Below are 23,879 nucleotides of genomic sequence, written 5' to 3' on the forward strand. Positions count from 1 at the left end.
GGCGCCTCGGAAGGGGCGCCTTTTTTTTTCCGTGCTGCGTCTCACTCACCGACGCGAAGGGTAACTTAGGTTCCGCAGAAGGTTCGCGTGACCCGCTCGTCTGGCGTCGGGGGCACGCGCAGGTCAGCGATGTCGGGATCCTCCACGTAAGGATTGGCAAGCGCCTCGACCAGCCGGTGGAAGAAGGAGAAATCGCCGTAGACGGCAGCGGCAATGGCCTCCTCGATCCGGTGATTGCGGGCGATCAGCGCCGGATTGACCGCTTCCATCGCTGTCTGGCGCTCGGCGGCTGTGCGATCATCATCGATGCGGGCCCGCCAACGGGTGAGCCAGTCGGACAGGCCGGGTGGCGGCACGGCGAAGAGGTCGGTGAACGTTTCGACGGCCGCCCCGCCGGCGACCTTCGACAGGATGCGAAAGGTCAGCGTGAAATCGGCCTCGCCCTGGTGCATCAGTTCAAGGAGCTCGGTGATCAGCAGTCGATCGTCCGGGTCCTCGCCCGTGAGACCGAGCTTGGCCTTGAAGAGTTCAAGCCACGCCTCCTGGAAGACGTCGCCGAAGGCTTTCAAGACACCGTTCGCCGCCTCGATCGCCTTCTCCTCATCCGCATCGAGGAGCGGCAGCAGGCACTCGGCAAGCCTTGCGATATTCCACTGGCCGATGCCGGGCTGGTTGGCATAGGCATAACGGCCGCGCTGATCGATCGAAGAAAAGACCTTGCGCGGATCATACTCATCGAGAAAGGCGCAAGGGCCGAAATCGATGGTCTCGCCCGAGATCGCCATGTTGTCGGTGTTCATCACCCCGTGAATGAAGCCGATCGAGAGCCAGCGCGCGATCAGCCTCGCCTGACGTTCGGCAACCTGGGTGAGCATCGCGAGATAAGGGCTCTCCGTCTCGCGCGCCTCGGGATAATGGCGATCAATCACGTGGTCTGCGAGCGTCTGAACCGCCTGTTCGTCGCCTTGGGCGGCAAAGAACTGGAAGGTTCCCACGCGGACATGGCTTGCGGCAACACGGGTGAAAACCGCACCTGGCAGCATGGTCTCGCGGACGACCCGTTCACCCGTCGAAACGGCGGCGAGCGCCCGGGTGGCGGGGACGCCGAGGGCGGCAAAGGCTTCCGACACGATATATTCCCTAAGCACCGGGCCAAGGGCTGCCATGCCGTCGCCATTGCGCGAAAAGGCCGTCGGGCCCGAGCCCTTGAGCTGGATGTCGCGGCGCCTGCCGGCACGGTCGATGACTTCGCCGAGCAGCAACGCGCGCCCATCGCCGAGCTGCGGATTGAAATGGCCGAACTGATGGCCGGCATAGGCCTGAGCCAGAGGCTCGGCGCCAACCGGAATCACCTGTCCGCCGAACACCTGCGCCAGCCGCGCCTCGTTAACATCCTCAAGATCGAGCCCGAGTTCTTCGGCCAGCGCATGATTGAAGCGGATCAGGCCGGGCGCCCGGGCGGTGGCCGGTCTCGCCGGCCGATGAAAACTCTGCGGCAGGCGGGCATAGCTATTGTCGAAGGAAAACAAGAAGGCACTCCTCGGCCGGCTGTGGCCGGACATGTGTTGGGCTTCATCCAGATATGGGATCACCGTCGGGGTAAACAAGCCGAACCGCAGCTCAGCCCATGGGTTCCAGCCCCGGCGCAACCGGTCTTTCCGAGGCGAGCGGCGCGCGGGGAAGCAGGGGCGCGTTCAGGCCCATGAAGGGGTCGGCCCAGGCGGCCAGGGCCTCCAGCCGCCGGTACCAGGTAAGGACGGCCGGGTAGTCCGTGAGCGGCAGCCCCGCAACGTCGTTGAAGGGCAGGAAGCTCGCCATGCGAAAATCCGCATAGGAAAGGCCGCTCTCGAGCAGGAAGGGCCGCGCCTCAAGTTCGAGCTCCAGAATGCCGGCCGACTGTCGAAAGGTCTTGAGCCCCTCCTCTACCCTTGCTGCATCGACAGGGCCGATCCCGTAACGTTGTTTGGTCCCATATTCGAAATGCACCATGTCGCAGGCGCGGACGAAATTCGCCTTGCCCCAGCTCAGCCAGCGGATCATGTCCGGCTCGTCGTCATCCGTCCGCCAGAAGCCTGTTCCGGTAAGCCGTGACAGCCGGCAGGCGATCGCATCGGCCTCCCACAGGCTGCGCCTCCCCTCCTCTTCGAGGATCGGAATCGAGAGGCTGGGATTGAGCGACCGGTAGCGCTCCGCCTGACCGGGGGCGAAAGGCGCGGCAAAAACGAACTCGACCGGCGCGCTTAGATGGCGGGCAACAGCCACAGCAAGCCGGGGATTGGGATTGCGACTGTAATGCAGTGTCATCATCGAATTGCGCCTCTCACCCTATGCCTCCAAGGACAGGGAGCCATGGAACGCGCAATCGGTCCAGTCCCATCGGTCGACAAGACCAGGATTGGACCGGAGATTAGATCCGACAGACCACCTCACCATCTTGCGGGCTATGCACCCGACGCAGTACGAATGAAAAAGTGAGCAAACGCCCGTCTTGCGAGAACAGTCATGCGCCTTGCCCGAGACCTGATCGCCACTTTTCTTCTGCCGCTTTCGCTGCTTGCCGGCTGCACGACGACGGAGGATGCCAACCGCGCCCTGCAGTCGCGCTGGATAGGCCAGCCTGTCGAGCGTTTCTTTGCAGCCTATGGTCCACCGGAGAGTGAATATCCGCTGTCATCCGGCAAGATCTACACATGGCGCGGCGGCGACAAGACACGCTACATCCCGCCGACGTATTCGAGCCCGGAACCGGACCGCACCATCGTGCGCACGGAAACCCGCACCGACGGATCCGGCCAGACGGTCGTGACCCAGACACGCGTCATAACCCGTGATCCCTTCTGGGAACCCGAGATGATCACGCCGCCGCAATATCAGCAGCTCTTCTGTGAGTTGCAGATCAATAGCGATACTGCAGGCGCAATCACCAGCATCCGTGCCAGCAACGACACCGACGGCGATGGCTTCAGCCTGTCGCGCTGCGCAGAAGTACTGGGCGTGTAAAAGTGACCCAGCAGCAGCGCCTTCAACGGATTGAACGGAAAACGTGAGCGAAAACAAGCGACGCCCAGACCCGTTCAAGGATGAAGGAAGACGCTACGGACTGCGCCACACCAGCTGCCGTCAGCCCGAGCTCAATTGGTCGAGGCGACCACTGCGGTCTCGGCCCGATCGTCCTGGGACGCCTTGGGCAGATAGACGTCGCAGGCGCCCTTGTGCCCGGTCAATTCCTTGACGAGATCATAGGTTGCATCGGCGAGTGTCCAGCGAACCGCGGCCTGCAAGCCTTCCTGCGACTTCGTGCCAATCTTGATGTCGAACAGTTCGTCGGAGAAGAAGCGGAAGACGGAGGCGAAGACTTCGCGTCCGACGGCCTGCTTCGAATAGGATTTGGCCTTGACGATGCGTGTCGACTTGGTGTCCGTCACCCGGATGTCGACGGCCGCTGTCACGGCAAACCGACGGGCGCCACCGCCGCCGCCCCCCACGGTTGCCTCGAGGCCGCTGGAATAGGTGTTGAAGTCGAGCTGCGTGATCACACCATCGATGACATAGTCGGAGCCGCGTAGCGCACCCTTGACGAGGGGGCGGAACGGTAGGCTCTCGTCGCCGACAACCACATTGCCGCCGTCGCCCAGGATCTGCTCACGGGCGCGGGCGATCTCCCATTCGGAAACAGCCGTGTTTGACCGATTGACCTGTTTTACCCCAGCCTTCTGCAGCAGCGAGACCATCATTCCGGCGCTGTCGCGCGGCAGGTAGTTGCCTGCTTCTTCGGACGAATAGCGGCCAGTCTGGTCGGTGATGACGTGGACGGCAAACATGCGCGGGTAGCGCTGAACCTCGGGCGTCTTGCTCAGGCATTCAAGCGCTGCGTCGACCGGCGTACGCGTGGCAATCGGCACTGGCCCAAGGAAAGGTTCCTTTGGGGCCTTCTCGGCCGTCTGCGACTGGCATGCGGCGAGCAACAGGACGGGGGCGAGCAAGAGACTGCGGATTTTACCAGAAGTCATGCCCCAAGCCTCAATTGTTCAGGATGGAATTGTTGCTGTCGGTCTGGGTGATCGTTTGATCACCGGAATTGTCCTGATCGACAGTCACTGTATTTCCCGAGCCATTGATCGTGATGGTCGTGGCATTGCCGGTCTGCTGGGTCCCAAGACCGGCCGACGATCCGACGCCAGTCGCCGGGAACTTGCCCTGCAGTTCGAGGCGGGTACGCTCGAGGTTGAGAAGGACCTGGCGCTCGTTGGGTGTGCGAAACTGATAGGGACGATCCTCACCGAGGCCATTCGCGACAGCAGCCGCAGGGCTGACGAGACCCAACGCAACAAGCCAGGCGACATGCGGAGAATTGATCATAATACCCCCATAACTTTATAGTTTACGCATCTCTTTCCACCCAATTACTAGGGGTTGGATAGCACTAAAGCCATCGAGACACAGCGGAAATCTACACACAAAACAAGAGAGCAGAAAAGTCGCCGCGGATTCGTTGCTGAAAGACAACACCTTGAAACAACAACAGGTGCGCATATTACGACGCTGGACAATAGAAGATGAATGAAGCAAAAATTCTTTAAGCGAAGAGCGATTGTATAGGCGACTACGATGCGTATTTTTGCGTATTTTACACTTGCATTAGGCCTTGGCGCGACACCGGCCGCGTCCGAGACAACCGCTGTCGAGAACATGGTGCGTGCCATGGTGGAACTGAAGCGAACCGGCGCGACATGCGAATCCTATGTCCGGGGTTCGCCGATGAGCGTAACGAGCAGCATTGACGCCTACTTCGCAACCTTGAACCAGCCGGTGCCGAATACCGTGGATCAACGCTCGAAGGACAGCATCGGCAAGCTGATAAAACAGCACGCCGCCTATGTTTGTTCGACAAAACTGGTGAAAGCGCAAGACAACTACCTTCGCGCGGCCGCGTCTTACATGGAGACGAAGCCGGCACAATGGCCTGACGCACCATGGATCGACTTCCCGCAATGGTGCCAGGATCCGGCCTGCGCAGATTATTGACAGTACTGAAACAGAAGATCACCACCTGAACAGGCAGCAGTCGTGCGATCAGCGCTCGATCACGACCGCATTGCCGGTCTGGGACACGGCGCCGGCGTTTGCGCCCTGGACGGTCTGACCATACTCGGCAGACTGCAGCACATCGACCACTTGTGACGTGCCGTCCGGTAGCGTTTTCTTCAGGACGATCACGTTGACATAGTTGTTCGAATTCTGAGTGATGTTCGGCGAAGTGATCGTCTGCGTCAGACCGTCGAGCGTGACCTGCTCGACCCGGTTGTTGACCATCTGCTGTCCATTGCTGGATGTCTGGCGGAGATAGCCGATGCTCTCCGCTTCGATGTAGTTCGCAATATTGATGCCGTTCTGACTGATCGATCCCCAACGCGCCCCATTTTGTAGCGTCACCACATTGTTGATGACCTGATCGCCGGAGAAATCGCGCACGACCTCATCGACATTGCGCGCGATGATGATGTTGCCGAGATTGGTACCCTCCTGGACAATCGCCCCGCCGGCCCCGACCCCGGTGACGTTGAGTCTGTTGTCGACAAACTGTTCGGCCTGCTTGGTGAAATTCTGCGAGCTCAGCGCCACCGACTGCTCGGAATAGACCAAATTCATGGTGTTGAGGCCGACCTGTCGCACTGTGTTCGGCAAGTCAGGCAGGACAAGATGGTTTATCGCGTGCTGCACAGAACCATCAGCGAAGTATTGCTCGACATTGCCGATATCGCCGCCGATCACAGCATTGCCGACATTGGAGGAATCCTGCTCGATCGACTCCAGGGCAGCAATGGTGTTCAGCACGATTTCATTCAGCGAAAGCTGTTTTCCGTCGAAATCCTGACGCACGCTTTTCAGCGCCCTATCATTGATATCGACGAGATTGCCCGCATTGCTGGCTATCTGCCGAACTCCAACTGCCGACGATGGTGCGCTCCAGTTCAACACCTGCGTCGCATCCTGCTGACTAGCGAAACGCTGCATGATCTGGGTAGAGCGCACGGCCTCATCAGACGCGACCAGTTCGAGAGGTTCCGCGGCCGGAAAGCCGGGCACCACAATGGCGACCCCACAGGCAACTGCGAGGGAAACTCGCAAACTCCGGAACATGACAACACGCATCCCGGCTCGTCATGAACCGGAACCCCTCAGACATCTGTTGGAAGAAAATGGGGGCGAGTCGACACTCGCCCCCATCCAAACAAGTCACTCACCCGCGGTGATTGCACCGATAGAGTTGGCGACGTTCGTCGCGCTCTGCGTGACCTTCGATACGTTGTCGAGCGCACCGACGTAGTTCGCAGCAAGCTGGCCAGTTGTGAAGGTCTGAACGATGTTCAGATCTTCACTGACGCTGCCGAGCGAGACCAGGTTCGCCGCATTGAGAGCTGTCTGCGTGACGTCATTGATGTCATCGCTGCCATAGCCGCCATACTTCCCATGCTTCCAGCTGTAGGAGCCGACACCCTCAACCGCATTCAACGCGGACTGGCCGGCCGTCGTCGTCTGTGTGATCGAACCCGTCACGGAATCGACGGTGAGCGAGTTCAAGACGTTCGTCGCCGACTGCGTGACTTCGGACAGATCCTTGGAGAAGTTCACGTAGTTGGCAGCAAGCTGCGCGCCAGCCGCAACCTGGGTTACCACGTCGAGTTCTTCGTCCGGGAGGTTGATCAGGTTGGCAGCGTTCAAGGCTTCCTGCTCCACGCCGCTGACGTCTTTCCCGCCTTCGATCTTGTTCAACGCAGACTGGATGCCATTGAAGACCTGAAGCATGTTCACCTCAGGCGCCGGGACCGGCGGATTATGTGGCTTCGGCCACTTCGGGCCACCCGCCATCGCAGAAGTAGCCATCAACACAATGACCGAAGTTGCAAGAATAGTTTTCATAGTCTCTCTCCTCTGTTTTAACTTATCGCCCCGATTTCAATCTGTACTCATCCACCTCAGACAGAGATTAGGCAGCACAAGACGACAGAGCTTTCCACTCTCCAGACTATTCCGGAGAATCTACATGTATATTTTCATTTTTTAAGAGTCCCCGCGCGCCGGCAGAGACAATAAAACACCAACCCTGACGACACAGAACGAGCGCCGGTCGCGCCAAATTCGTTGCAAACGCCACAATATATATTGAGTTATTTTTATATGTGCAGCGCAATTCTTGCAATCATACGCAGAACGGCTGAAAGGAATAGAACCACACCTTAGTTGCCATGGTCAATACTTTACTAACACAAAATTAATGATGATTAATGACACTGGCGGAACTCAAAAATGAGTTCCGAATCAGATGTTTGATTATCATTGGTTGCGATAGCCACCATTACTTCGGCAAAACGGCTCATCCGTGGCGTGGCGCAAGTCGGGAATTTCGGACACAAGAGGCCTCCGGCGTGACCGCAGCCGATCTGATTTTAAGTAACTGTCACTGTTTACTTCGTGCCGTCGGCGACCTCAGTCACCTTCGGAGATGCCACCCTCGATGACAGGGAAAAGGCGGTTGCGATCATCGAGATTTGGTTTGCGACCTCCGCTATTCGACATAGATTTGCTCCGTGTTTCCGTGGACGACGGAGAACGGCTTGCGCTGACGTTTCTCATCATTGAAAAGTAACGATCGGGGGACGCGAATACCGGACGCTTTGGTCGAATCAGGAAAGAGACACGGACAGGTTGAAGCGCCTTGCACTTGCGGCGCCGCCTTGTCCAGGCTGACCGCAGCCCCAGCCTTTGCCCGCATCGATCCGTGCGAAAACGGGTCCTTGGTGGTCTGCATCTCCCTCCCACGCTTCGTGTCGATGCTGGCGATCCTCGCCTCGGTCAACGGTCTCGACCTCCTCCTCGCCGCAGCCACACGCTGCCTGTCGGTCGCAGCCCTAGCCGCCGTCGTCGGCATCTGCGCGTCGGCGACCTCCTCTCAGCATCGGGTTCCTGATTGCCGCCGCAGCACCGCATATTACAGGCATCGCGCTTGGCCTCTGCGTAAGCCGCCTCGGCCCCATGGTCATAAGATGGATTGGCCTGATGACAACCTCAGGCGACGCTCTGATCGCCTTCGGCTGATCAAGCCCTATCCGAAGATGCAACAGGCGGTTCCTGGCCGCCGGTTTTGTTTGTACTGAGAGATATGACGCAGACGCTGACCTCAGTCCGGCGGATCGGTAACGAAGGGCATGATATCGACGCCATCACCGGGAAAAACGGTGATATGCGGATGGTCTTCGAAAAGCAGGGCTGCCGCCTCTGCCGTTTCCGCTTCGACAATCAGATAGCCGCAGATCCCATTTTTCGCCGGGGCTATGCCATCCTTGGTGACGCGCGTGGTCTTGCCAACCATGCCGCCTCGATTGACGATGGCGGCAGCGTTGCGCTCCTCCCAGGCCATCCAGTTCGGAATGCCCTCGGCATCGATCGCATCCTGCTCCGCCTTGGGCAGGTTACGGAAGCGCGCGAAGTCCTCGTGCTTCATCGTATAGACGGCAAGAAACTGTGGCATGAAGGGCCTCCGATCCGGATGCAACGGGCCGGAGGCTAGCGCTTCGGGCGCGGGAAGTCACCCGAAGCGTTTGAGATCAACCGCGTCCGCGATAGGTGGCGACGCCCTGTTCGGGGAGCCAGACGCCTTTTGGCGGCTCGCCGGTCTGCCAGAAGACATCGATCGGGATGCCGCCGCGCGGATACCAGTATGCACCGATCCGCAGCCACTTGGGATCCAGAAGTTCGACGATGCGCTTGGCGATATAGACCGAGCAATCCTCGTGGAAGGCGCCGTGATTGCGGAAGGCGAAGAGGAAGAGCTTCAGCGACTTCGATTCCACCAGCCAGTCGCCGGGAATGTAGTCGATGACGATATGGGCGAAATCCGGCTGGCCGGTCATCGGGCAGAGCGAGGTGAATTCGGGTGCTGTGAAGCGCACGACATAGTCAGTGCCGGCATTGCCGTTCGGCACGCGCTCGAGAACGGCAGTCTCGGGGCTGGTCGGCGCATCGACGCTCTGGCCGAGCTGGGTCAGCCCTGAAGTATCGGTCTTGCTCATGATAGGATCCTTTGAATTTAGCGCCCGAGTTCGATGCCGGCGCCATGCGCCATCTCGTTTTCGGGTTCAACGTGAATGGTAACGCGCGTGCCGGGCACGGCCTTATGCACGGCCATTTCCAGCCGGTCACAGATCACATGGGCGTCTCGCACGCTCATCTTCGAGGGCACGACCAGATCGAAGGCGACGAAGGTTGCAGCCCCTGCCCGGCGCGAGCGCAGGTAATGGACGCCCAGCGACCCTTCCGAATTCTCCTTGATCGCCTGCCGGATCGCCTCGGCTTCCTCCGTAGAGACGGCGACATCCATCAGCCCGGCGACGGATTGCGCGATCACCTTCCAGCCCTGCCAGATGATGTTGAGCGCAACAAGGATCGCGAGCACCGGATCAAGGATCGCATAGCCGGTCGCCAGCACGAGCAGGAGACCGATGATCACCCCGACGGAGGTGACAACGTCCGACATGATGTGCTGGCCATCGGCCGACAGCGCCGGCGAACGATGGCTCCGGCCGACGCGGATCAGGAGCGTTGCCCAGGCCGCATTGATGACCGCTGCGAGGCCATTGATGGCAAGCCCAAGGAAGGGAGCATCGGGCAAGGTCGGGTTCTGAAGGGCCGGAATCGCCTCGCGGATGATGAGCAGTGCTGCGACCACGATCAGCACGCCCTCGAGAACGGCCGAGAGATATTCCGCCTTGTGGTGGCCATAGGGATGATCGTCATCCGCCGGCTTCTGCGCATAGCGGATGACGAAATAGGCAAGGAAGGCGGCAATCACGTTGACGGTCGATTCCAGCGCATCGGACAGCAGCGCGACCGAACCCGTCACCCACCAGGCGCAAAGCTTCAGCCCCATGACCCCGAAGGCGAGCGGAATGCCGAAGAGCGCGAGCCGCCGAACGAAGGTGTTGTTGTCAGCCACCATGGCCTTTTCCCTGCAGATGCGAGTGAATTGCAGACGCAATTCCAAAAACGACAAAACCGCCCGGCAAAGCGGGCGGTTCGTTGAAGTGTGAGCGTAATGCCGAAGGGTTGAGGAAAGGTCAAGGCAAGAGATGCTCTCTGCACAGGACCGAAAGGCCGCACCGTGAAGGGCGCGGCCAATCAAATCGTCAGTTGCTCTTGATATTCAGAAATCGAAGGAGGCGGAGAGCATGAATGTCCGGGGTGCGCCGGCCGCGAGGAAACCACGCGCGGACGATGCCCAGTAGTTCTCGTTGAAGACGTTCTCGACATTCGCCCGGATTTCAATCGGCTTGCCGTTCTCACGTTCGAACTTGTAGCGCGCACCGAGATCGACGCGGGTCCAGCCATCGACCTTCTGCGTGTTGGCCTGGTCGTAGAAGGTACTGCCACTGTAGACGAGGCGACCGGTGAGCGTCAGGTTCTCGATCGATGGCAGGTCATACTCGCCGTAAAGGCTGACCATCGTCTTCGGTACACCCGGCGCATCCTTGCCGTCGAAGGCGCCATTGCGGGTTCGTGCCAACTCCGCATCCAGGAAGGTGACACCGCCGAGGAGCCGCAAGCCGTCGATCGGCTCACCGAAAGCGGAGAGTTCGACACCACGGTTTACCTGCAGACCGTCAACCGAATAGATGTTTGTGGCGGCCGTAGTATAGCCGCTCGCCTGTCGGATTTCGAACAGGGCGGCGGTAAACGCAACACTGCCGAGATCGTATTTGAAGCCGATCTCCTTCTGCTCGTTAACGAAGGGCTGGAACACCTCGTTGGCATTGGCAGCGGTGGCCGGGGCAATCGCCCCTTCCGTCAGCGCCTCGACATAGTTGGCATAGAGCGAGAGGCCGTCCATCAGGCGCAGATTGGCGGCAACGGCCGGGCTGAAACGGGCCTCGTCATAATAGTAGTTCTGCACGCCGACCGTCCCGCGATCGGGCCGGGTGTTGAAGCCCCTCTGGCGCATTTCCTGATAGCGGCCACCGAGCGTGACCTCGAGACGTTCGTCGAAGAAACCAAGTGTGTCCGAAAACGCGACGCTGGTGGACAAGAGGTCCGCAAACAGCGGCAGGTTGTCCGATGTCGGCAGATTGAGACTGCTCACGGCGCTACCGGGCAGGTAGCTCGGATTGTAGATATTGGTCGAATAGGACCCGGGCAGCCCGAGTGCACCGGGCGCAAAGCCGCCACGGTAGTTCTCGTTGAGGCTCTTCTGCACCGAGAGATTGACCTTGTGGTTGACCGGGCCTGTCTCGAATTCGGAACGGATGCCGATTTCCCCGGAATAGCCATCGATCTGCTGCGGCTGGATCGCGAGTTCCGAGGTTGCGTTGCCGTTCACGTTGTTGATCGTGTAGGACGAAGTGAGGAAGTCCTCGCGATAGCGGCTGGCGCCCACGGCAGCATAAAGCGTCGTGTTGTCGAGCAGATCATATTCGACACGGGCAGCCGCCATGCTGTGGGTGCTGTCGTGATATTCAAACGGGCTCGCCGTGTTGATGCGGCCATCGGGAGCATCCGGGATCGCAATGCCGGAGGCTGCCGCATTGAAGAGCGATGTCGGTGCATCGATCTGCTGGTCGGAATGGCTGAGATCGAGCGAGGCGCGCACGTCTTCGCCCTCGTAGTCGAGACCGAGCGAAGCAACGCCGACCTTGATCTCGTTATCATCCATGGCGGTATCGCCAAAGCGGTAGGACCCGTTGGCGCGAATGCCCCATTCGCCGGCCGGTCCATAGCGGCGACCGACATCGAGATGGTTCCAGAACTGCCCGTCGCTGATATAGGTTGTCGTCAGGCGGGTCAGCGGCTCGTCGCTGGCGCGCTTGGGGATGAGATTGACGGTACCGCCGACACGGCCGATACCGCCATTGACGAAGGCGGTCGGTCCCTTGAGAACCTCGACCCGCTCGATGCCTTCAAGGTAGCTTCGACGCGGATTGGCGATATAGGGCAGCCCGTCATAGAGCACGTCCAGATTGACCACCGAGAAGCCACGGATGAAGAAGGAATCGCGTTCGCTGAACGCAGGCGCATCCGAGCGCACGGAGGGGTCGTTGAGCGTGATGTCGGCGACCGTGCGCGCCTGCTGGTCGCGGATCAGCTTTGCCGTATAGGCCGTGATGCTGAACGGCGTTTCCATGATGGAACGATTGCCGAGCGAACCGAGGCGCGCCCCCTTGGCCACCTGATTGCCGGCATAGGCTTCCGGCGGCTGGCCGACCGTTCCCGTGGCTGGCGGCTGGCCTTCGGCCGTCGTCGTCACCACGATCGGCGCAAGCCTCGTATCACCGTTCTCGTTAGCGCCGTCTTCGCTGGTCGCATCCTGGCCATGCGCCGAAACGACCGAGATCGCCAGAAGCGAAACGCCTGCAACAATGCTCCGCCTGCTCGCCTTCAGGCTTCGCGTGTGAGTTCCCCTCGACATGTGCATAAAAAGTCCCCTGTTACCAAAACACGATCAGCAGCGTCCGAGCCTTGCCGCAAAGCGCAGTCCCTCGAACCGAGGCTGCGCGCGCATGCGGCCGCTTCACCGGGTTCAACGCTCATCGAAGCCGTCCAACGACGGGACCATGAGCATGGAGACCACCGGCTCAGACGCAGGCTGCCAAAGGAAAAACGATCGGGTCAGCAGGATTTTTCAGGGGGAAGAAAAAATCTTGAGAGTTTTTATCATTATTCGAGAAGGACGGGTGAAGGCATGGGCCAATGCCCTCCTTGCAGGCCATAACGCGCTGCGTTTTGGTGGATTATGATCCAGAGTTCGCGGATGCCGAGACTGAACGCATCCGGTCAGCGAAGCCGAAAACTTCCGCCGGACATACAGGCTGTGGCGCTCAGGAAACTGCGCCTGATGAACAGTGCACGGAACCTGAACAACCTCCGCGTGCCGCCAGGAAACCGGCTGGAAGCGTTGAAAGGCAATCAGCTCGGCCAGCACAGCATCCGGCTCAACGACCAATGGCGCATTCGCTTCACCTGGAATGGCGGAGGACCAAGCGATGTCGGGATCGTCGACTATCATGACTGACCTTTTGCCCAACCCAAGTCCGGGGGACATCCTGCTTGAGGATTTCCTGAAGCCGATGGTGTTGAGCCAGAACGCCCTGGCGCGCGCCGTGAACGTGCCCCCTCGCCGCATCAACGAAATTGTGCTCGGCAAGCGTTCGCTGACCGCAGACACGGATCTACGGCTGGCGCGCTATTTCGGCGTTTCCGAAGGTTTCTTCCTCGGACTGCAAGCAGATTACGACCTCATGCAACGGCGGCGCGAGATCGAGGACGAATTGAAGCGGATCGAGCCGAGAGCCGCGTGAGGCTCACATTCCTGAACCTGAAACAAAATCGCCAACTCGCCGAGGTCACTTTACTGCTTTGTCGGTAGGCACCGACCCAAAAGCTCAGGGAACCCTGCATCGAATAGTGTCAAGATCACGTTTTCGGATTGCATGACTATCGTGGAAATCTCTACGGCATTTTTAAGTACGGGAGGCACAAGCCTCGAATGTCCGTCCGGAGAGATCTGTTTAAATTGTTCAATTTGCGCGACGTAGTCAGAAAACGTCCAATAGCTCAAACCGGCTCTCTGAACATATCTCCGAGTGAACAAGCCGGAAGTTAAGGAAAAAGAGTAATCATCCAAAACCTCGATCGTCACAGGTTTTTCGGCGCATTTTTTCGACACCGCGTCATTGGTCATGTCGATATCACTCAGATAGATCCAGCGTCCGCCAATGTGCTGCATAAGCTGCTCATGACGCAGCTTGGTAATCTCTGGCACGACAAGAGCGCCATCAGTGACGCCGTAATGCTCCATCTTGGCCGACTTGAATTCGTCTAGAATTGCTGCGTGCAAGGAAGAAATGGAAACAAGCAGAAAAGCCGCACTGATCGAAAGTCTGAAAAAACGCATCTATACAAGCACCCACCTAAAAATAGAACTACAGCGCTCAATACAACCATCCACCCTCACCAAACAAGGCCTGTTCGGTTGCTAAGCGCCAGATAGAACGGGTGTTTCCAAGTCTCCGGTTGAGGACTTCTTCCACTGCGCGTCTCATCGCAACGATAGCCCGGAAACGGGGCGCGTGCTCATCGAAGCGCCCCGCCTATTCCCTCAAGCCGCCTGCACCTTCGCCCGCTTCGCCAGATGCGCCACGACATTCTCGATCATGCGCATGCCGGCGTCGCCGCCGAGTGTCATGATCGATTCCGGGTGGAACTGGACGGCAGCGACCGGTTCCTTCGCGTGTTCGATACCCATGATCGTGCCGTCTTCGCTTTCGGCCGTGATCATGAACTCACGCGGAAGCGTTGCCGGATCCGCGAAGATCGAGTGGTAGCGACCGACCGTCACCTCCTTGCCGAGCCCTGAGAAGACGAGGCCGGGTTCGAGCACGCGGATGCGTGACGGCTTGCCATGCATGGGAACCGCAAGCTGGCGCAATTCCCCGCCATAGGCTTCGGCGAGCGCCTGGAGACCGAGGCAGACGCCAAAGATCGGCAGGTTCCGCGCCCGCGCTTTCTTGATCGTCGCCTTGCAGTCGAAATCAGCCGGCGAGCCGGGCCCCGGCGAGAGCACGACGAGATCGGGCTTCAGGCTGTCGAAGATCTCTTCCGGCACCGGCGTGCGCACCGTATTCACGGTCGCGCCCGTCTGGCGGAAGTAGTTGGCCAACGTGTGGACGAATGAATCTTCGTGGTCGACAAGCAGGATATTGACCCCCTCGCCCACCCGGGCCACGCCGCGCTTGGAGGAAGCATCATTGCCGCTCTTGGCATCACGAATGGCTGCAATCATGGCGGAGGCCTTCAGTTCGGTTTCGGCTTCTTCTTCCTGCGGGTCGCTGTCGTTTAGAAGCGTTGCACCGGCACGCACTTCGGCAATACCATCCTTGATGCGCACGGTGCGGAGCGTCAGCCCCGTGTTCATGTCGCCGTTGAAGCCGACCATACCGATGGCACCACCATACCACGCGCGCGGGCTCTTCTCGTGCTTCTCGATGAAGCGCATGGCCCACAGTTTCGGTGCACCGGTCACGGTGACGGCCCAGGCGTGGCTGAGGAACCCGTCGAAGGCGTCCATGCCGTCGCGGAGCCGCCCCTCGATATGGTCCACCGTGTGGATGAGGCGCGAATACATCTCGATCTGGCGGCGACCGATCACCTTGACGGAGCCCGGCTCGCAGACGCGGGACTTGTCGTTGCGGTCGACGTCCGAGCACATGGTGAGCTCGCTCTCATCCTTCTTGGAGTTGAGGAGCTTCAGGATCTGCGCCGAATCCTCGATCGGGTCGGCGCCGCGGCGGATTGTGCCGGAGATCGGGCAGGTCTCGATGCGGCGACCATTGACGCGCACGAACATTTCCGGCGAAGCGCCGACGAGATATTCCTGATGGCCGAGATTGATGAAGAAGGAATAGGGCGACGGATTGATTTCCTTCAGCCGCTTGGAGATCTGCGACGGCTTGCTATCGCAGCGTTCCATGAACTTCTGGCCAGGCACCACCTCGAACAGGTCACCCTTGCGGAAGCTTTCCTTGGCCTTGGTCACCAGTTCGGCATATTCGCCGGGACGATGATCGCCACGCGGCGGGATCGTGTCGGTGTGCTGAAAGGGCTCGGGCGCGATCTCTTCCGACTGACCGACGGTCGTGACATCACCCTTGGTGAAGTCGTAGCGGTCGATCCAGGCCTTGGCGGAATAGTGGTCGACGACGAGGATCTCATCCGGCAGGAAGAGCACCATGTCGCGCTGATCGTCGGGGCGGGTGAGCTTCAGGTCGATGGCGTCGAACTGGAAGGCGAGATCGTAACCGAAGGCACCGAAAAGGCCGATGGCCGCGTCTTCTTCCGAATAGAAAAGCGCCGTGATGGCGCGCAGCACGGTGAAAACCGTCGGCATCTTCGAGCGCTCTTCCTCGGTGAAGACGCGTGACGGCAGCTTGACGTCGAGATCCAGCCGGGTCGCGGTGCGGGCGCCCAGCGCCAGATCGTCAACGGAGGCCAGAGCGTCGGCGATCATCGACAGCAACGCTTCGCCGCGGCCGTTATAGGCTTCGATCCAGACCTTGCGACCGAAGGAGGAAATGCCGAGCGGCGGATCGACGATCGCCGTATCCCAGCGGGTGTACCGGCCCGGATATTCGTAGTTCGACGAGAACACGGCACCACGGCGTTCGTCGAGCTTGTCGACATAGGTGGAGATGGCATCGCCATAGGGCGTCGGCCGGCGCCTGCGCGTGACGGTCACGCCGCCGCGCGTCTGATAGGCTTCCGAGCCGTCTTCCTGCAAAATCGTCGACATATCTGTCCTTCTCCACTCTTCGAGGCCCGTCTCCTGAGGCCTTGAACACGAAAAAGCCGCCTCAGGAAAGTTTCCGGGCGGCTTTGGGGTCAATCGTCTGAAGACATGACTGGTCAAGGCCGCGTTAGCGTGCCCACCACCAAGCAAAGGTCTTTGAAACGATCTTCATGGGCCAACGAATATCGTGGAGCCGCGGCCTTAGCAAGGGCGTTTTGCTGGGCTCAGTTGATGAACTTTTCGACGGCTCGCGCCTTTTTGACCCGGGGACTGGGGAACAGGGAGACGAGATGACGAAGACGAGAACGCCGACACTGGTCGGTCTCCTGCTTGCCTGGCCGATCGTGACAGGCCTTACACTGCCCTCGCGCGGCCCCCTGCCGCAAATGAGACCGGAGGTGGCAACGCCGGCACCAGACGCAGAGGCGAAAGCGAACGACGGCGCCCAGACGACCGCGCCGCTGGAGGCTCCTACACCGCAGAGCAAGCCCGAGACCGCGGCTGATGCAGAGGAAGGCACAGAACCGTCGAGGCCTGCGGAAACGGAGGCAGCAAAGGACAAGACAAATGACGAGTCCGAGCCGGATGGCGACGAGCAGAAAGCCGCTCCCCTTGATCCGCCGCCGCCGGTCGAAGACCCGAAGGCTCTTGCCGCCTGCCTCGCCGATCTCAAGGCGATCGGCGCGCGCTTCGAGACGGACAAAGCCATCGATGACGCTGATGGCTGCGGCATTGCGTCCCCGATCACGCTGACCAAGCTGCTCCCGGACGTCGCGCTGGAGCCGGAGGCGACCTTTCGGTGCGAGACGGCATTGCAACTGGCCCGCATGACACGCGACATGTTGAAACCGGCGGCAGAGGCCGCCTTCCCCGACAAGCCGAAGCTTACCGCCATCCGTCACGCCTCCGGCTATGTCTGCCGCAACAGGAATAGCCAGGAGACTGGCAAGGTGTCGGAGCACGCCTATGGCAACGCCATCGACATTGCAGCCTTTCGCTTCGGCAACGAAGAGGAGCCTGTCATGATCGCGAAGCAGGATGACGGCACGGTCGAGGCTGCCTTCCAGCGCGCCTTCAACGCCATCGCCTGCCTCTACTTCACCACGGTGCTCTCCCCCGGCAGCGACGCCACCCACCAGGACCACATGCATCTCGACGTCATCAAGCGGAAAAGCGGATTTCGCTATTGCCGGTGATGACATTCAAAAAGGCGGCGCATCGCTGCGCCGCCTTTCGATCGATCCTGCTCTGATCAGAACTTCTGGGTGAGCGAGATTTTGAAGGTCGTTCCGGCCTCAGAATAGAAAGCCGTGGGCTGGTTGGCCGAGCTCGCCGCATTCGGGTTGACCGATTCCACGCCGACGGCGTTCCAATAGGTCTTGTCGAAGATGTTGTAGACGCCAGCCTGGATGCGCAGCCCCTTCGCAGCCTCGGGTTCCCACCAGCCGGACACGTTGAAGACGCCATAACCGGGGGCATCGAACGTGTTGGCGACGTTGTCATCCGGCATGGCAGCGGAGAAGATGCCAGTCAGCTGCGTTCCCCAGGTTTCCTGCTGATAGCCAAGGCCAAGGATCGCCTTGAGCGGAGCCACACTGCGCAACCGCGCATTGGTGTCACCGTATTCGCCATAGGCAACGGCCAGAGAGCCTTCGGCGAAGAAGCCGCTGGCAAAATCCTTGCGGGCCTTGATCTCGGCACCGGAAATGCGGACATCACGAACGTTTTCGTAGGTGAAGAGACTTGCTGGCTGTGGCGACACGCCAACGCGTGTCAAGTTGTTGATGAAGTTGTCGTACATATTGTGGAACAGCGTCACGCTGCCATTGAAATCACCCGTGTTCCACTTGGCACCCACTTCGAAGCCATGCCCCGTTTCGGCCTCAAGATTGGGGTTGCCGATGCTGGCATAGCCGCCCAGCGTGTTCGTGAAGTTGCCATAGAGCTCATCGACGGTGGGCGCGCGATAGGCCATTGCCCATTGGGCAAAGACGCCCACGCTTTCGTTCAGCTGATATTCGGCCAGAAGCTTCGGAGAGAAGTTGCTGTCACTGAAGGATTTCGGAAGGCCGAAGGCGTTGTAGCCGGTATTGCCACGATAGGCGGCCGAATCCTGCGGCTCATAATCGTGGAAGTCGAAGCGGATGCCCGGTGTGAGCGAGAAGCCGCTGTCGCCGAAAGTGATCTGATCCTCGATCGAGAAGCCCAGCGTCACGCCATCGACATCGGGTGCATCGGACTGCGAGACCACCGTCGCCGAGGCCGGGAAGGCCGAGATGAACTGGTGCGTTTCGAAGTTGGTGGCATTGCCGCGCAACCGCAATTGATGGCTAAGCGCGCCGGTGTCGAATTCGGAGACCAGCGAGCCGATCACCCCGAAATCCTGTTCCTCTGCCGAGTTGGCGCGGAGATACTGCGCGCCACTGTTGCGCAGACCGAAGGACCCGGCATCCTTGCTCAGTTGCTGCCAGTAAAGACGCAGGCTTGCCGCCTGTACGAGCGTATCGGTGGAAGGCGCCTCGTAGAAGTAATCGAGGGACACACGCTCGCGCCGGACGTCATCCCAGCCGAAATAGGCATCCGGGCGGAAGGTGGAAGCGGCAGTAGTCGTGGTGAACGTGGAAGACTGCAGCGTCTTGAGATTGCTGTCGCTCGTGTAGTCGTACCGCTCCGCGGTCAGACCGACGGTGTGACCACCCTCGAGCTTGTGACGGAACTTGAAGAGCAGGTTGTTGCGGACGAAGTCCATAGGGTTGGGCTCGGTGCGCGAGCTACCGTAGATATCAGCTGTGCCCTGGTTGTCTGTCTCGTGGCCGCGCGTGTAGGAGCCCTGGAAGAGCACCGAGGTGTTTTCCACCTGCTTGGCCACAGCCAGGGAGTTGCTGAAGCTATTGTCTTCGCTGTCATAGCCGGTCTTTGCGACACCGCCCCAATTGCGCCCCTCGGCGATCAGATCTTCCGGCTCAAGCGTGCGGGCAACGAGCGCGCCGCCGAGCGCGCCAGAGCCGACCTTGCTGGAATCGGCACCGCGCAGGACATCCAGTCCACCGAGCGAATCCACGTCGAAACTGTCTGGCTGACCATTGATGCCTGTCGTCGGTGAGCCCGCTCCGTTGCGGGCGATGGTCTGCAGGAAGGGAACCGGAATCTCGTCCACCAGCACGGCGACGCGCGGGCCAGTCAGGCCGCGGATGAACAAGCCGCCGGTCCTGCCGGGCTTGGACTTGATGAAATCAATCCCGGCTTCGGTCGTATTGCCGAGGTCGCTCAGGTCCTTGATTTCCTTCTTCCGGATGTCGTCCGCCGTCGTCTCGGTCGCCAGCGGCGTATCCGCAACCGACCCCGCCGCCACCCGCTTGCCCTTGACCACGATCGTCTGAAGCTGCGTCTCGTCAGCGTTGCCGGTGGTCGTTGCAGCGCTCTGCGCGAAAGCAGGCGCAAGCGAAGTGATCGCTGCGAGCGCCGTGCAGGTGAGCAGGATGGGGCGGAGGGACCGGGAGCGCATAAGTGTCGTCCTTTCGATGGCCGCAAGGAAGGGTTCCCGCTTCCGATGGCGGAAGCGGGTCGGCCGGATGTGATTGCGTCAAAAACGTGGCGGCGACGTTGTTCCCGCCGTAATCATGCCGTATAAAACATGATTACAATCGTCAAGATATAAAACATGATTCTTTTTATCATGAATTACCCGACACTCGTGCGTGACAGAAATACCACAAGATTTCAGTGGTGATTTCAGGGCCGGCTAAAACAGCCCCTCGATGGCGCCGTCCGAATTGAGCCGGATCCTTTCCGAAGACGGCACGCGCGGCAGGCCTGGCATGGTCATGATCTCACCGGTAATGGCAACGATGAAACCGGCGCCGGCCGAGAGCCTGACCTCGCGCACATGCACCTCATGCCCCTCCGGCGCGCCGCGCAGCGTCGGATCGGTGGAGAAGGAATATTGCGTCTTCGCCATGCAGACCGGCAGCTCGCCATAGCCCTGCCGCTCCCAATCGGCCAATTGCTCGCGCACCGCCTTGTCGGCGGTCACTTCGCCGGCCCGGTAGATCTCGGCTGCAATGCGCTCGATCTTGGAAAAGAGCGGCATGGCATCGGGATAGAGCGGATGAAACGCGGACGGCGTCTCGGCAATCCGGACCACCGTTTCGGCAAGCTCGGTGATCCCGACCGAGCCGTCAGCCCAGTGCCGGCAGAGCACGGCTTCTGCTCCGAGACCTTCAGCGACCGCCTTGACGGCGGCGATCTCAGCTTCGGTATCACTGGTGAAGTGGTTGATCGCCACCACCGCCGGCACGCCGAACTTGGCGAGGTTTTCCAGATGCCGCGCGAGGTTGACAGCACCCCGCTCGACAGCCGCAACATCCTCACGGGCAAGATCCTCCTTGGCGACGCCGCCATTCATCTTCAGCGCCCTGACCGTCGCCACGAGGACGACGGCCGAAGGCGTGAGCCCCGCCTTGCGGCACTTGATATCGAAGAACTTTTCCGCACCGAGATCGGCGCCGAAGCCGGCCTCGGTCACCACATAGTCGCCAAGCTTCAGCGCTGTCTTCGTTGCCACCACGGAATTGCAGCCATGGGCGATATTGGCGAAGGGGCCGCCATGGACGAGTGCCGGATTGTTTTCGAGCGTCTGAACAAGGTTCGGCTGCAGGGCCTCCTTAAGCAACACGGCCATGGCGCCATCGGCCTTCAGGTCGCGGGCAAAGACAGGTGTCTTGTCGCGACGATAGCCGATGATGATGGCGCCGAGACGCCGCTCCAGGTCTTCGAGATCAGTGGCGAGGCAGAGGATCGCCATGACTTCCGAAGCAACGGTGATGTCGAAACCGGCCTCGCGCGGGAAACCATTGGACGCACCGCCCAGTGACGTCACGATCTGGCGCAGCGCCCGATCGTTCATGTCCATGACCCGGCGCCAGGTGATGCGGCGCGTGTCGATGTTAAGCTCGTTGCCCCAGTAGATGTGATTGTCGATCAGCGCCGACAGCAGATTGTGGGCCGAGGTGATCGCGTGGAAATCACCGGTGAAATGCAGATTGATGTCCTCCATCGGCACGACCTGCGCATAACCGCCGCCGGCAGCCCCGCCCTTCACCCCGAAACAGGGGCCGAGCGAGGGTTCGCGGATGCAGATGACGGCCTTTCTACCGATGCGGTTGAGGCCATCACCGAGACCGACCGTGGTCGTCGTCTTGCCCTCACCGGCCGGCGTTGGGTTGATGGCCGTCACCAGGATCAGTTTGCCGTCCGACCGGTCGGAAAGCCCCTTGATGAAGGCGGCCGAGATCTTCGCCTTGTCGTGGCCGTAAGGAATGAGGCTTTCGGAGGGAATGCCGAGCTTGCAGCCGATCTCCTGGATCGGCTTTTTCCTCGCTGCGCGCGCAATCTCGATGTCGGATGGTACGGTCATGTGTCCCTGCCCCTTATGTGTGCCGAGAAGATCGGACGACGCAGCTCGGCTGGCAAGCAGGTTAGAGGATTTTTTTCACAGCGAAATTGACGTGCCAGAAACCGACATGCCCTCGAAACCAGCCTCAGGCCGGGCGAGGAAAGAACTTAGGGCCTCTGGACGTCCGCCCCTCGTCCGAAAGTGGAGCTCAGGGAGAGGTCAACCTCCCGGAGCCCTTTTTTTTTCGACCTATCACATGTCAGATGCTCTGCCCGCCGGAGACCTCGATCCGCTGCGCATTGATCCATCGATTGCTCTCCGTCAGCAGGTTCGCGATCATCGGACCAATGTCGTCGGGCAGTCCGACCCGGCCGAGCGCGGTGACGTCCGCGAAATAGGAATTGAATTCCGGCGTGTCACGAACGGCGCCACCGAAGAAGTCTGTTTCGATCGCGCCCGGCGCGACGGCATTCACCGCGATCCCACGCGCGCCCAACTCCTTGGCCATATAGACAGTCAAGACTTCGACCGCACCCTTGACCGCCGCATAGGCCGACCAGCCCGGTGCGGAGACGCGGGTCAGACCTGAAGACAGGTTGACGATGCGCCCGCCTTCCGCCATCAGCGGCAACAGCGCTTGGGTGAGAAAGTAGACCCCCTTGAAATGCACGTTCACGAGCGCATCGAACTGCTCTTCGGTGGTCTCGGCAAAGGCTGCGACATCCCCGTGACCGGCATTATTGACCAGATGATCGAAGCTGACGCGCTGCCATGTGTTTCGCAGAGCATGTTTCACCTCGGCTGAAAAGGCGGCAAAGCTTCCGACATTCCCGGCGTCGAGCCTGAGGGCGACGGCCTTTCGACCGAGCGCTTCGATCTCGGCGACCAGCGCCTGCGCGGCATCAGCACGGCTTTGATAGGTGATGATGACGTCATTTCCGGTACGGGCGATGTTGAGTGCGGTATTGCGGCCGAGACCACGGCTACCGCCGGTCACGATTGCGATCTTTGTCATGGGAAACTCCTTCTGATTGCGAAGAGAGTGATAGGCGAGAGCTTCTTCTTGGTGCTTGCCGAAAGATTGGCTAGACTTGCCTATTCGTCCAGAACCATTCCAATCTCACCCATTCAGCGCTAGGATGACCTCATGAACGCACGCCCCATCCACGACAGTCTGCTCAAGACGGCCCTGCAGCATGTCGGGCACAGCTCAGCGTCTTCGCAGCCGCTCGACATCGGCATTCGCGGGGTCAGCATCGTGCGTGCGGACGCGCCGAGCGATATCGACTGCGCCGTCTCCCGCCCCCTGTGCTGCTTGGTCCTGCAAGGTCGCAAGCAGGTGACGATAGGAAGCCAGGTGTTTTCCTTCGGACAGGGCGATACGCTGCTGATCACGGCGGATGTGCCGACGGTCAGCCAGATCACGGCGGCCGGACCCGGCAGGCCCTATGTCTCGCTCGTCCTGGAGCTGGATCCTGCCATAATCTCCGAACTGTCGGTCGAGATGCGCCACACACAGGTCCTGGCTCCACCGCTTCGTGTCGATGAGACCAGTGCCGAAGTCGCGGATGCGGCCCTCAGGCTACTGCAGCTTCTTGACCGCCCGGCCTCTGTCCCGGTTCTCGGCGCCCAGCGCTTGCGCGAGATCCACTACTGGCTGCTCGCCGGCGAGCGGGGCTCGGAGATCGGCCGCCTCGGTTGGCCGGACAGCCATAGCCAAAGGGTCGCGCGCACCGTCGCCCTGCTCCGGGCCGATTATGCCAGACCCTTGCGGATCGAACGTCTTGCGTCGCTGGCCGGCATGAGTCGCTCCGCCTTCCATCAGCATTTCCGGGCCGTGACTTCCCTGTCGCCCCTACAGTTCCAGAAGCAGATGAGGCTGATCGAAGCCCGACGGCTGATGGTGTCAGAAGGGCGTAGCGCCAGCTCCGCCGCCTTTGCCGTCGGCTACGAGAGTGTCTCCCAGTTCACCCGGGAATATGGCCGCATGTTTGGCCGCCCGCCCGCCCGCGATGCCGAGACCGTGCGTCGGGAGAGCGAGGCCGCAGCATGAAACACCGATGGTCGTCGAAGGCGAAAGACTGTCGGCGGCAGATTGAGAGCGACCTCGGAGGGGCATGCTCCAGGCCGTCGGCCGGGACAAAGATCCCC

23 protein-coding genes are annotated in these 23,879 nt (G+C 60.4%); 7 read left to right on the forward strand and 16 right to left on the reverse strand.

The window, feature by feature from the left end:
* Positions 1-65 precede the first annotated feature (65 nt).
* Both D4A92_RS20690 and D4A92_RS20695 read right to left on the reverse strand, forming a co-directional pair.
* A complete protein-coding gene (locus D4A92_RS20690; RefSeq protein WP_203017011.1) occupies positions 66-1,562 on the reverse strand; it encodes a protein adenylyltransferase SelO in 1,497 nt (498 codons plus the stop codon).
* A 58-nt stretch (positions 1,563-1,620) separates the two neighbouring features.
* Positions 1,621-2,304: a glutathione S-transferase family protein gene (locus D4A92_RS20695; RefSeq protein WP_203020075.1), complete on the reverse strand. Its 684-nt coding sequence runs from the start codon at positions 2,302-2,304 to the stop codon at positions 1,621-1,623.
* Positions 2,305-2,502: 198 nt separating this feature from the next.
* Between D4A92_RS20695 and D4A92_RS20700 the strand changes: the two genes are divergently transcribed.
* Positions 2,503-3,000 (forward strand): hypothetical protein, encoded by a 498-nt coding sequence (locus tag D4A92_RS20700; protein WP_203017012.1) that lies wholly within the window; start codon positions 2,503-2,505, stop codon positions 2,998-3,000.
* 131 nt (positions 3,001-3,131) lie between these two features.
* Here the strand turns inward: D4A92_RS20700 and D4A92_RS20705 are convergent, their stop codons facing one another.
* A complete protein-coding gene (locus D4A92_RS20705) occupies positions 3,132-4,010 on the reverse strand; it encodes a CsgG/HfaB family protein (protein ID WP_203017013.1) in 879 nt (292 codons plus the stop codon).
* Positions 4,011-4,020: 10 nt separating this feature from the next.
* Entirely contained in the window at positions 4,021-4,359 is a 339-nt protein-coding gene (locus tag D4A92_RS20710; RefSeq protein ID WP_203017014.1) for a hypothetical protein, read from the reverse strand.
* A 249-nt stretch (positions 4,360-4,608) separates the two neighbouring features.
* Between D4A92_RS20710 and D4A92_RS20715 the strand changes: the two genes are divergently transcribed.
* A complete protein-coding gene (locus D4A92_RS20715) occupies positions 4,609-5,025 on the forward strand; it encodes a hypothetical protein (RefSeq protein WP_203017015.1) in 417 nt (138 codons plus the stop codon).
* Between the two features lie 48 nt (positions 5,026-5,073).
* On the opposite strand, the gene D4A92_RS20720 is transcribed toward D4A92_RS20715, so the two are convergent.
* From D4A92_RS20720 to D4A92_RS20750, 7 genes are all read right to left on the reverse strand, one after another.
* The gene (locus D4A92_RS20720) at positions 5,074-6,141 is read right to left on the reverse strand and encodes a hypothetical protein (protein ID WP_203017016.1); all 1,068 of its coding nucleotides are present in this window, start codon (positions 6,139-6,141) and stop codon (positions 5,074-5,076) included.
* A gap of 96 nt (positions 6,142-6,237) precedes the next feature.
* Entirely contained in the window at positions 6,238-6,921 is a 684-nt protein-coding gene (locus D4A92_RS20725) for a hypothetical protein (RefSeq protein WP_203017017.1), read from the reverse strand.
* A gap of 646 nt (positions 6,922-7,567) precedes the next feature.
* Complete coding sequence (locus tag D4A92_RS20730) at positions 7,568-7,858, reverse strand: hypothetical protein (RefSeq protein ID WP_203017019.1); 291 nt, start codon at positions 7,856-7,858, stop codon at positions 7,568-7,570.
* Between the two features lie 321 nt (positions 7,859-8,179).
* On the reverse strand, positions 8,180-8,530 hold the full coding sequence (locus D4A92_RS20735) for a hypothetical protein (protein WP_203017021.1): 351 nt from the start codon (positions 8,528-8,530) through the stop codon (positions 8,180-8,182).
* A 76-nt stretch (positions 8,531-8,606) separates the two neighbouring features.
* The gene (queF, locus tag D4A92_RS20740; RefSeq protein WP_069043636.1) at positions 8,607-9,071 is read right to left on the reverse strand and encodes a preQ(1) synthase; all 465 of its coding nucleotides are present in this window, start codon (positions 9,069-9,071) and stop codon (positions 8,607-8,609) included.
* Positions 9,072-9,088: 17 nt separating this feature from the next.
* Positions 9,089-9,997 (reverse strand): cation diffusion facilitator family transporter, encoded by a 909-nt coding sequence (locus tag D4A92_RS20745; protein WP_069043635.1) that lies wholly within the window; start codon positions 9,995-9,997, stop codon positions 9,089-9,091.
* A gap of 204 nt (positions 9,998-10,201) precedes the next feature.
* Positions 10,202-12,463: a TonB-dependent receptor gene (locus D4A92_RS20750; protein ID WP_203017023.1), complete on the reverse strand. Its 2,262-nt coding sequence runs from the start codon at positions 12,461-12,463 to the stop codon at positions 10,202-10,204.
* 139 nt (positions 12,464-12,602) lie between these two features.
* On the opposite strand from D4A92_RS20750, the gene D4A92_RS20755 reads away from it, so the two are divergent.
* From D4A92_RS20755 to D4A92_RS20765, 3 genes are read left to right on the forward strand one after another with little or no spacing between them, the layout of a single operon-like run.
* The gene (locus tag D4A92_RS20755) at positions 12,603-12,785 is read left to right on the forward strand and encodes a hypothetical protein (protein WP_203017025.1); all 183 of its coding nucleotides are present in this window, start codon (positions 12,603-12,605) and stop codon (positions 12,783-12,785) included.
* Positions 12,786-12,799: 14 nt separating this feature from the next.
* The gene (locus D4A92_RS20760) at positions 12,800-13,060 is read left to right on the forward strand and encodes a type II toxin-antitoxin system RelE/ParE family toxin (RefSeq protein ID WP_246753987.1); all 261 of its coding nucleotides are present in this window, start codon (positions 12,800-12,802) and stop codon (positions 13,058-13,060) included.
* Positions 13,032-13,346 carry a HigA family addiction module antitoxin gene (locus tag D4A92_RS20765; RefSeq protein WP_203020077.1) on the forward strand — a complete coding sequence of 105 codons (315 nt, stop codon included), beginning with the start codon at positions 13,032-13,034 and terminating at the stop codon, positions 13,344-13,346. The genes D4A92_RS20760 and D4A92_RS20765 overlap by 29 nt, the downstream gene beginning before the upstream one ends.
* Before the next feature lie 50 nt (positions 13,347-13,396).
* Here D4A92_RS20765 and D4A92_RS20770 read toward each other — a convergent pair whose 3' ends face one another.
* A complete protein-coding gene (locus tag D4A92_RS20770) occupies positions 13,397-13,942 on the reverse strand; it encodes a hypothetical protein (protein WP_203017029.1) in 546 nt (181 codons plus the stop codon).
* 204 nt (positions 13,943-14,146) lie between these two features.
* Positions 14,147-16,336: an anthranilate synthase gene (locus D4A92_RS20775; RefSeq protein WP_203017031.1), complete on the reverse strand. Its 2,190-nt coding sequence runs from the start codon at positions 16,334-16,336 to the stop codon at positions 14,147-14,149.
* 287 nt (positions 16,337-16,623) lie between these two features.
* On the opposite strand from D4A92_RS20775, the gene D4A92_RS20780 reads away from it, so the two are divergent.
* Complete coding sequence (locus D4A92_RS20780) at positions 16,624-17,529, forward strand: extensin-like domain-containing protein (protein WP_246753988.1); 906 nt, start codon at positions 16,624-16,626, stop codon at positions 17,527-17,529.
* 56 nt (positions 17,530-17,585) lie between these two features.
* On the opposite strand, the gene D4A92_RS20785 is transcribed toward D4A92_RS20780, so the two are convergent.
* The 3 genes from D4A92_RS20785 to D4A92_RS20795 form a co-directional block, all read right to left on the reverse strand.
* On the reverse strand, positions 17,586-19,838 hold the full coding sequence (locus D4A92_RS20785; protein WP_203017032.1) for a TonB-dependent hemoglobin/transferrin/lactoferrin family receptor: 2,253 nt from the start codon (positions 19,836-19,838) through the stop codon (positions 17,586-17,588).
* Between the two features lie 237 nt (positions 19,839-20,075).
* Positions 20,076-21,749 carry a formate--tetrahydrofolate ligase gene (locus tag D4A92_RS20790; RefSeq protein ID WP_203017033.1) on the reverse strand — a complete coding sequence of 558 codons (1,674 nt, stop codon included), beginning with the start codon at positions 21,747-21,749 and terminating at the stop codon, positions 20,076-20,078.
* A gap of 238 nt (positions 21,750-21,987) precedes the next feature.
* Positions 21,988-22,743 (reverse strand): SDR family NAD(P)-dependent oxidoreductase, encoded by a 756-nt coding sequence (locus D4A92_RS20795; RefSeq protein WP_203017034.1) that lies wholly within the window; start codon positions 22,741-22,743, stop codon positions 21,988-21,990.
* 132 nt (positions 22,744-22,875) lie between these two features.
* On the opposite strand from D4A92_RS20795, the gene D4A92_RS20800 reads away from it, so the two are divergent.
* A complete protein-coding gene (locus D4A92_RS20800) occupies positions 22,876-23,781 on the forward strand; it encodes an AraC family transcriptional regulator (RefSeq protein WP_203017035.1) in 906 nt (301 codons plus the stop codon).
* Positions 23,782-23,879 lie beyond the last annotated feature (98 nt).

This window comes from Rhizobium rosettiformans, from assembly GCF_016806065.1.
In the GTDB taxonomy this organism is placed as follows: Bacteria; Pseudomonadota; Alphaproteobacteria; order Rhizobiales; family Rhizobiaceae; genus Allorhizobium.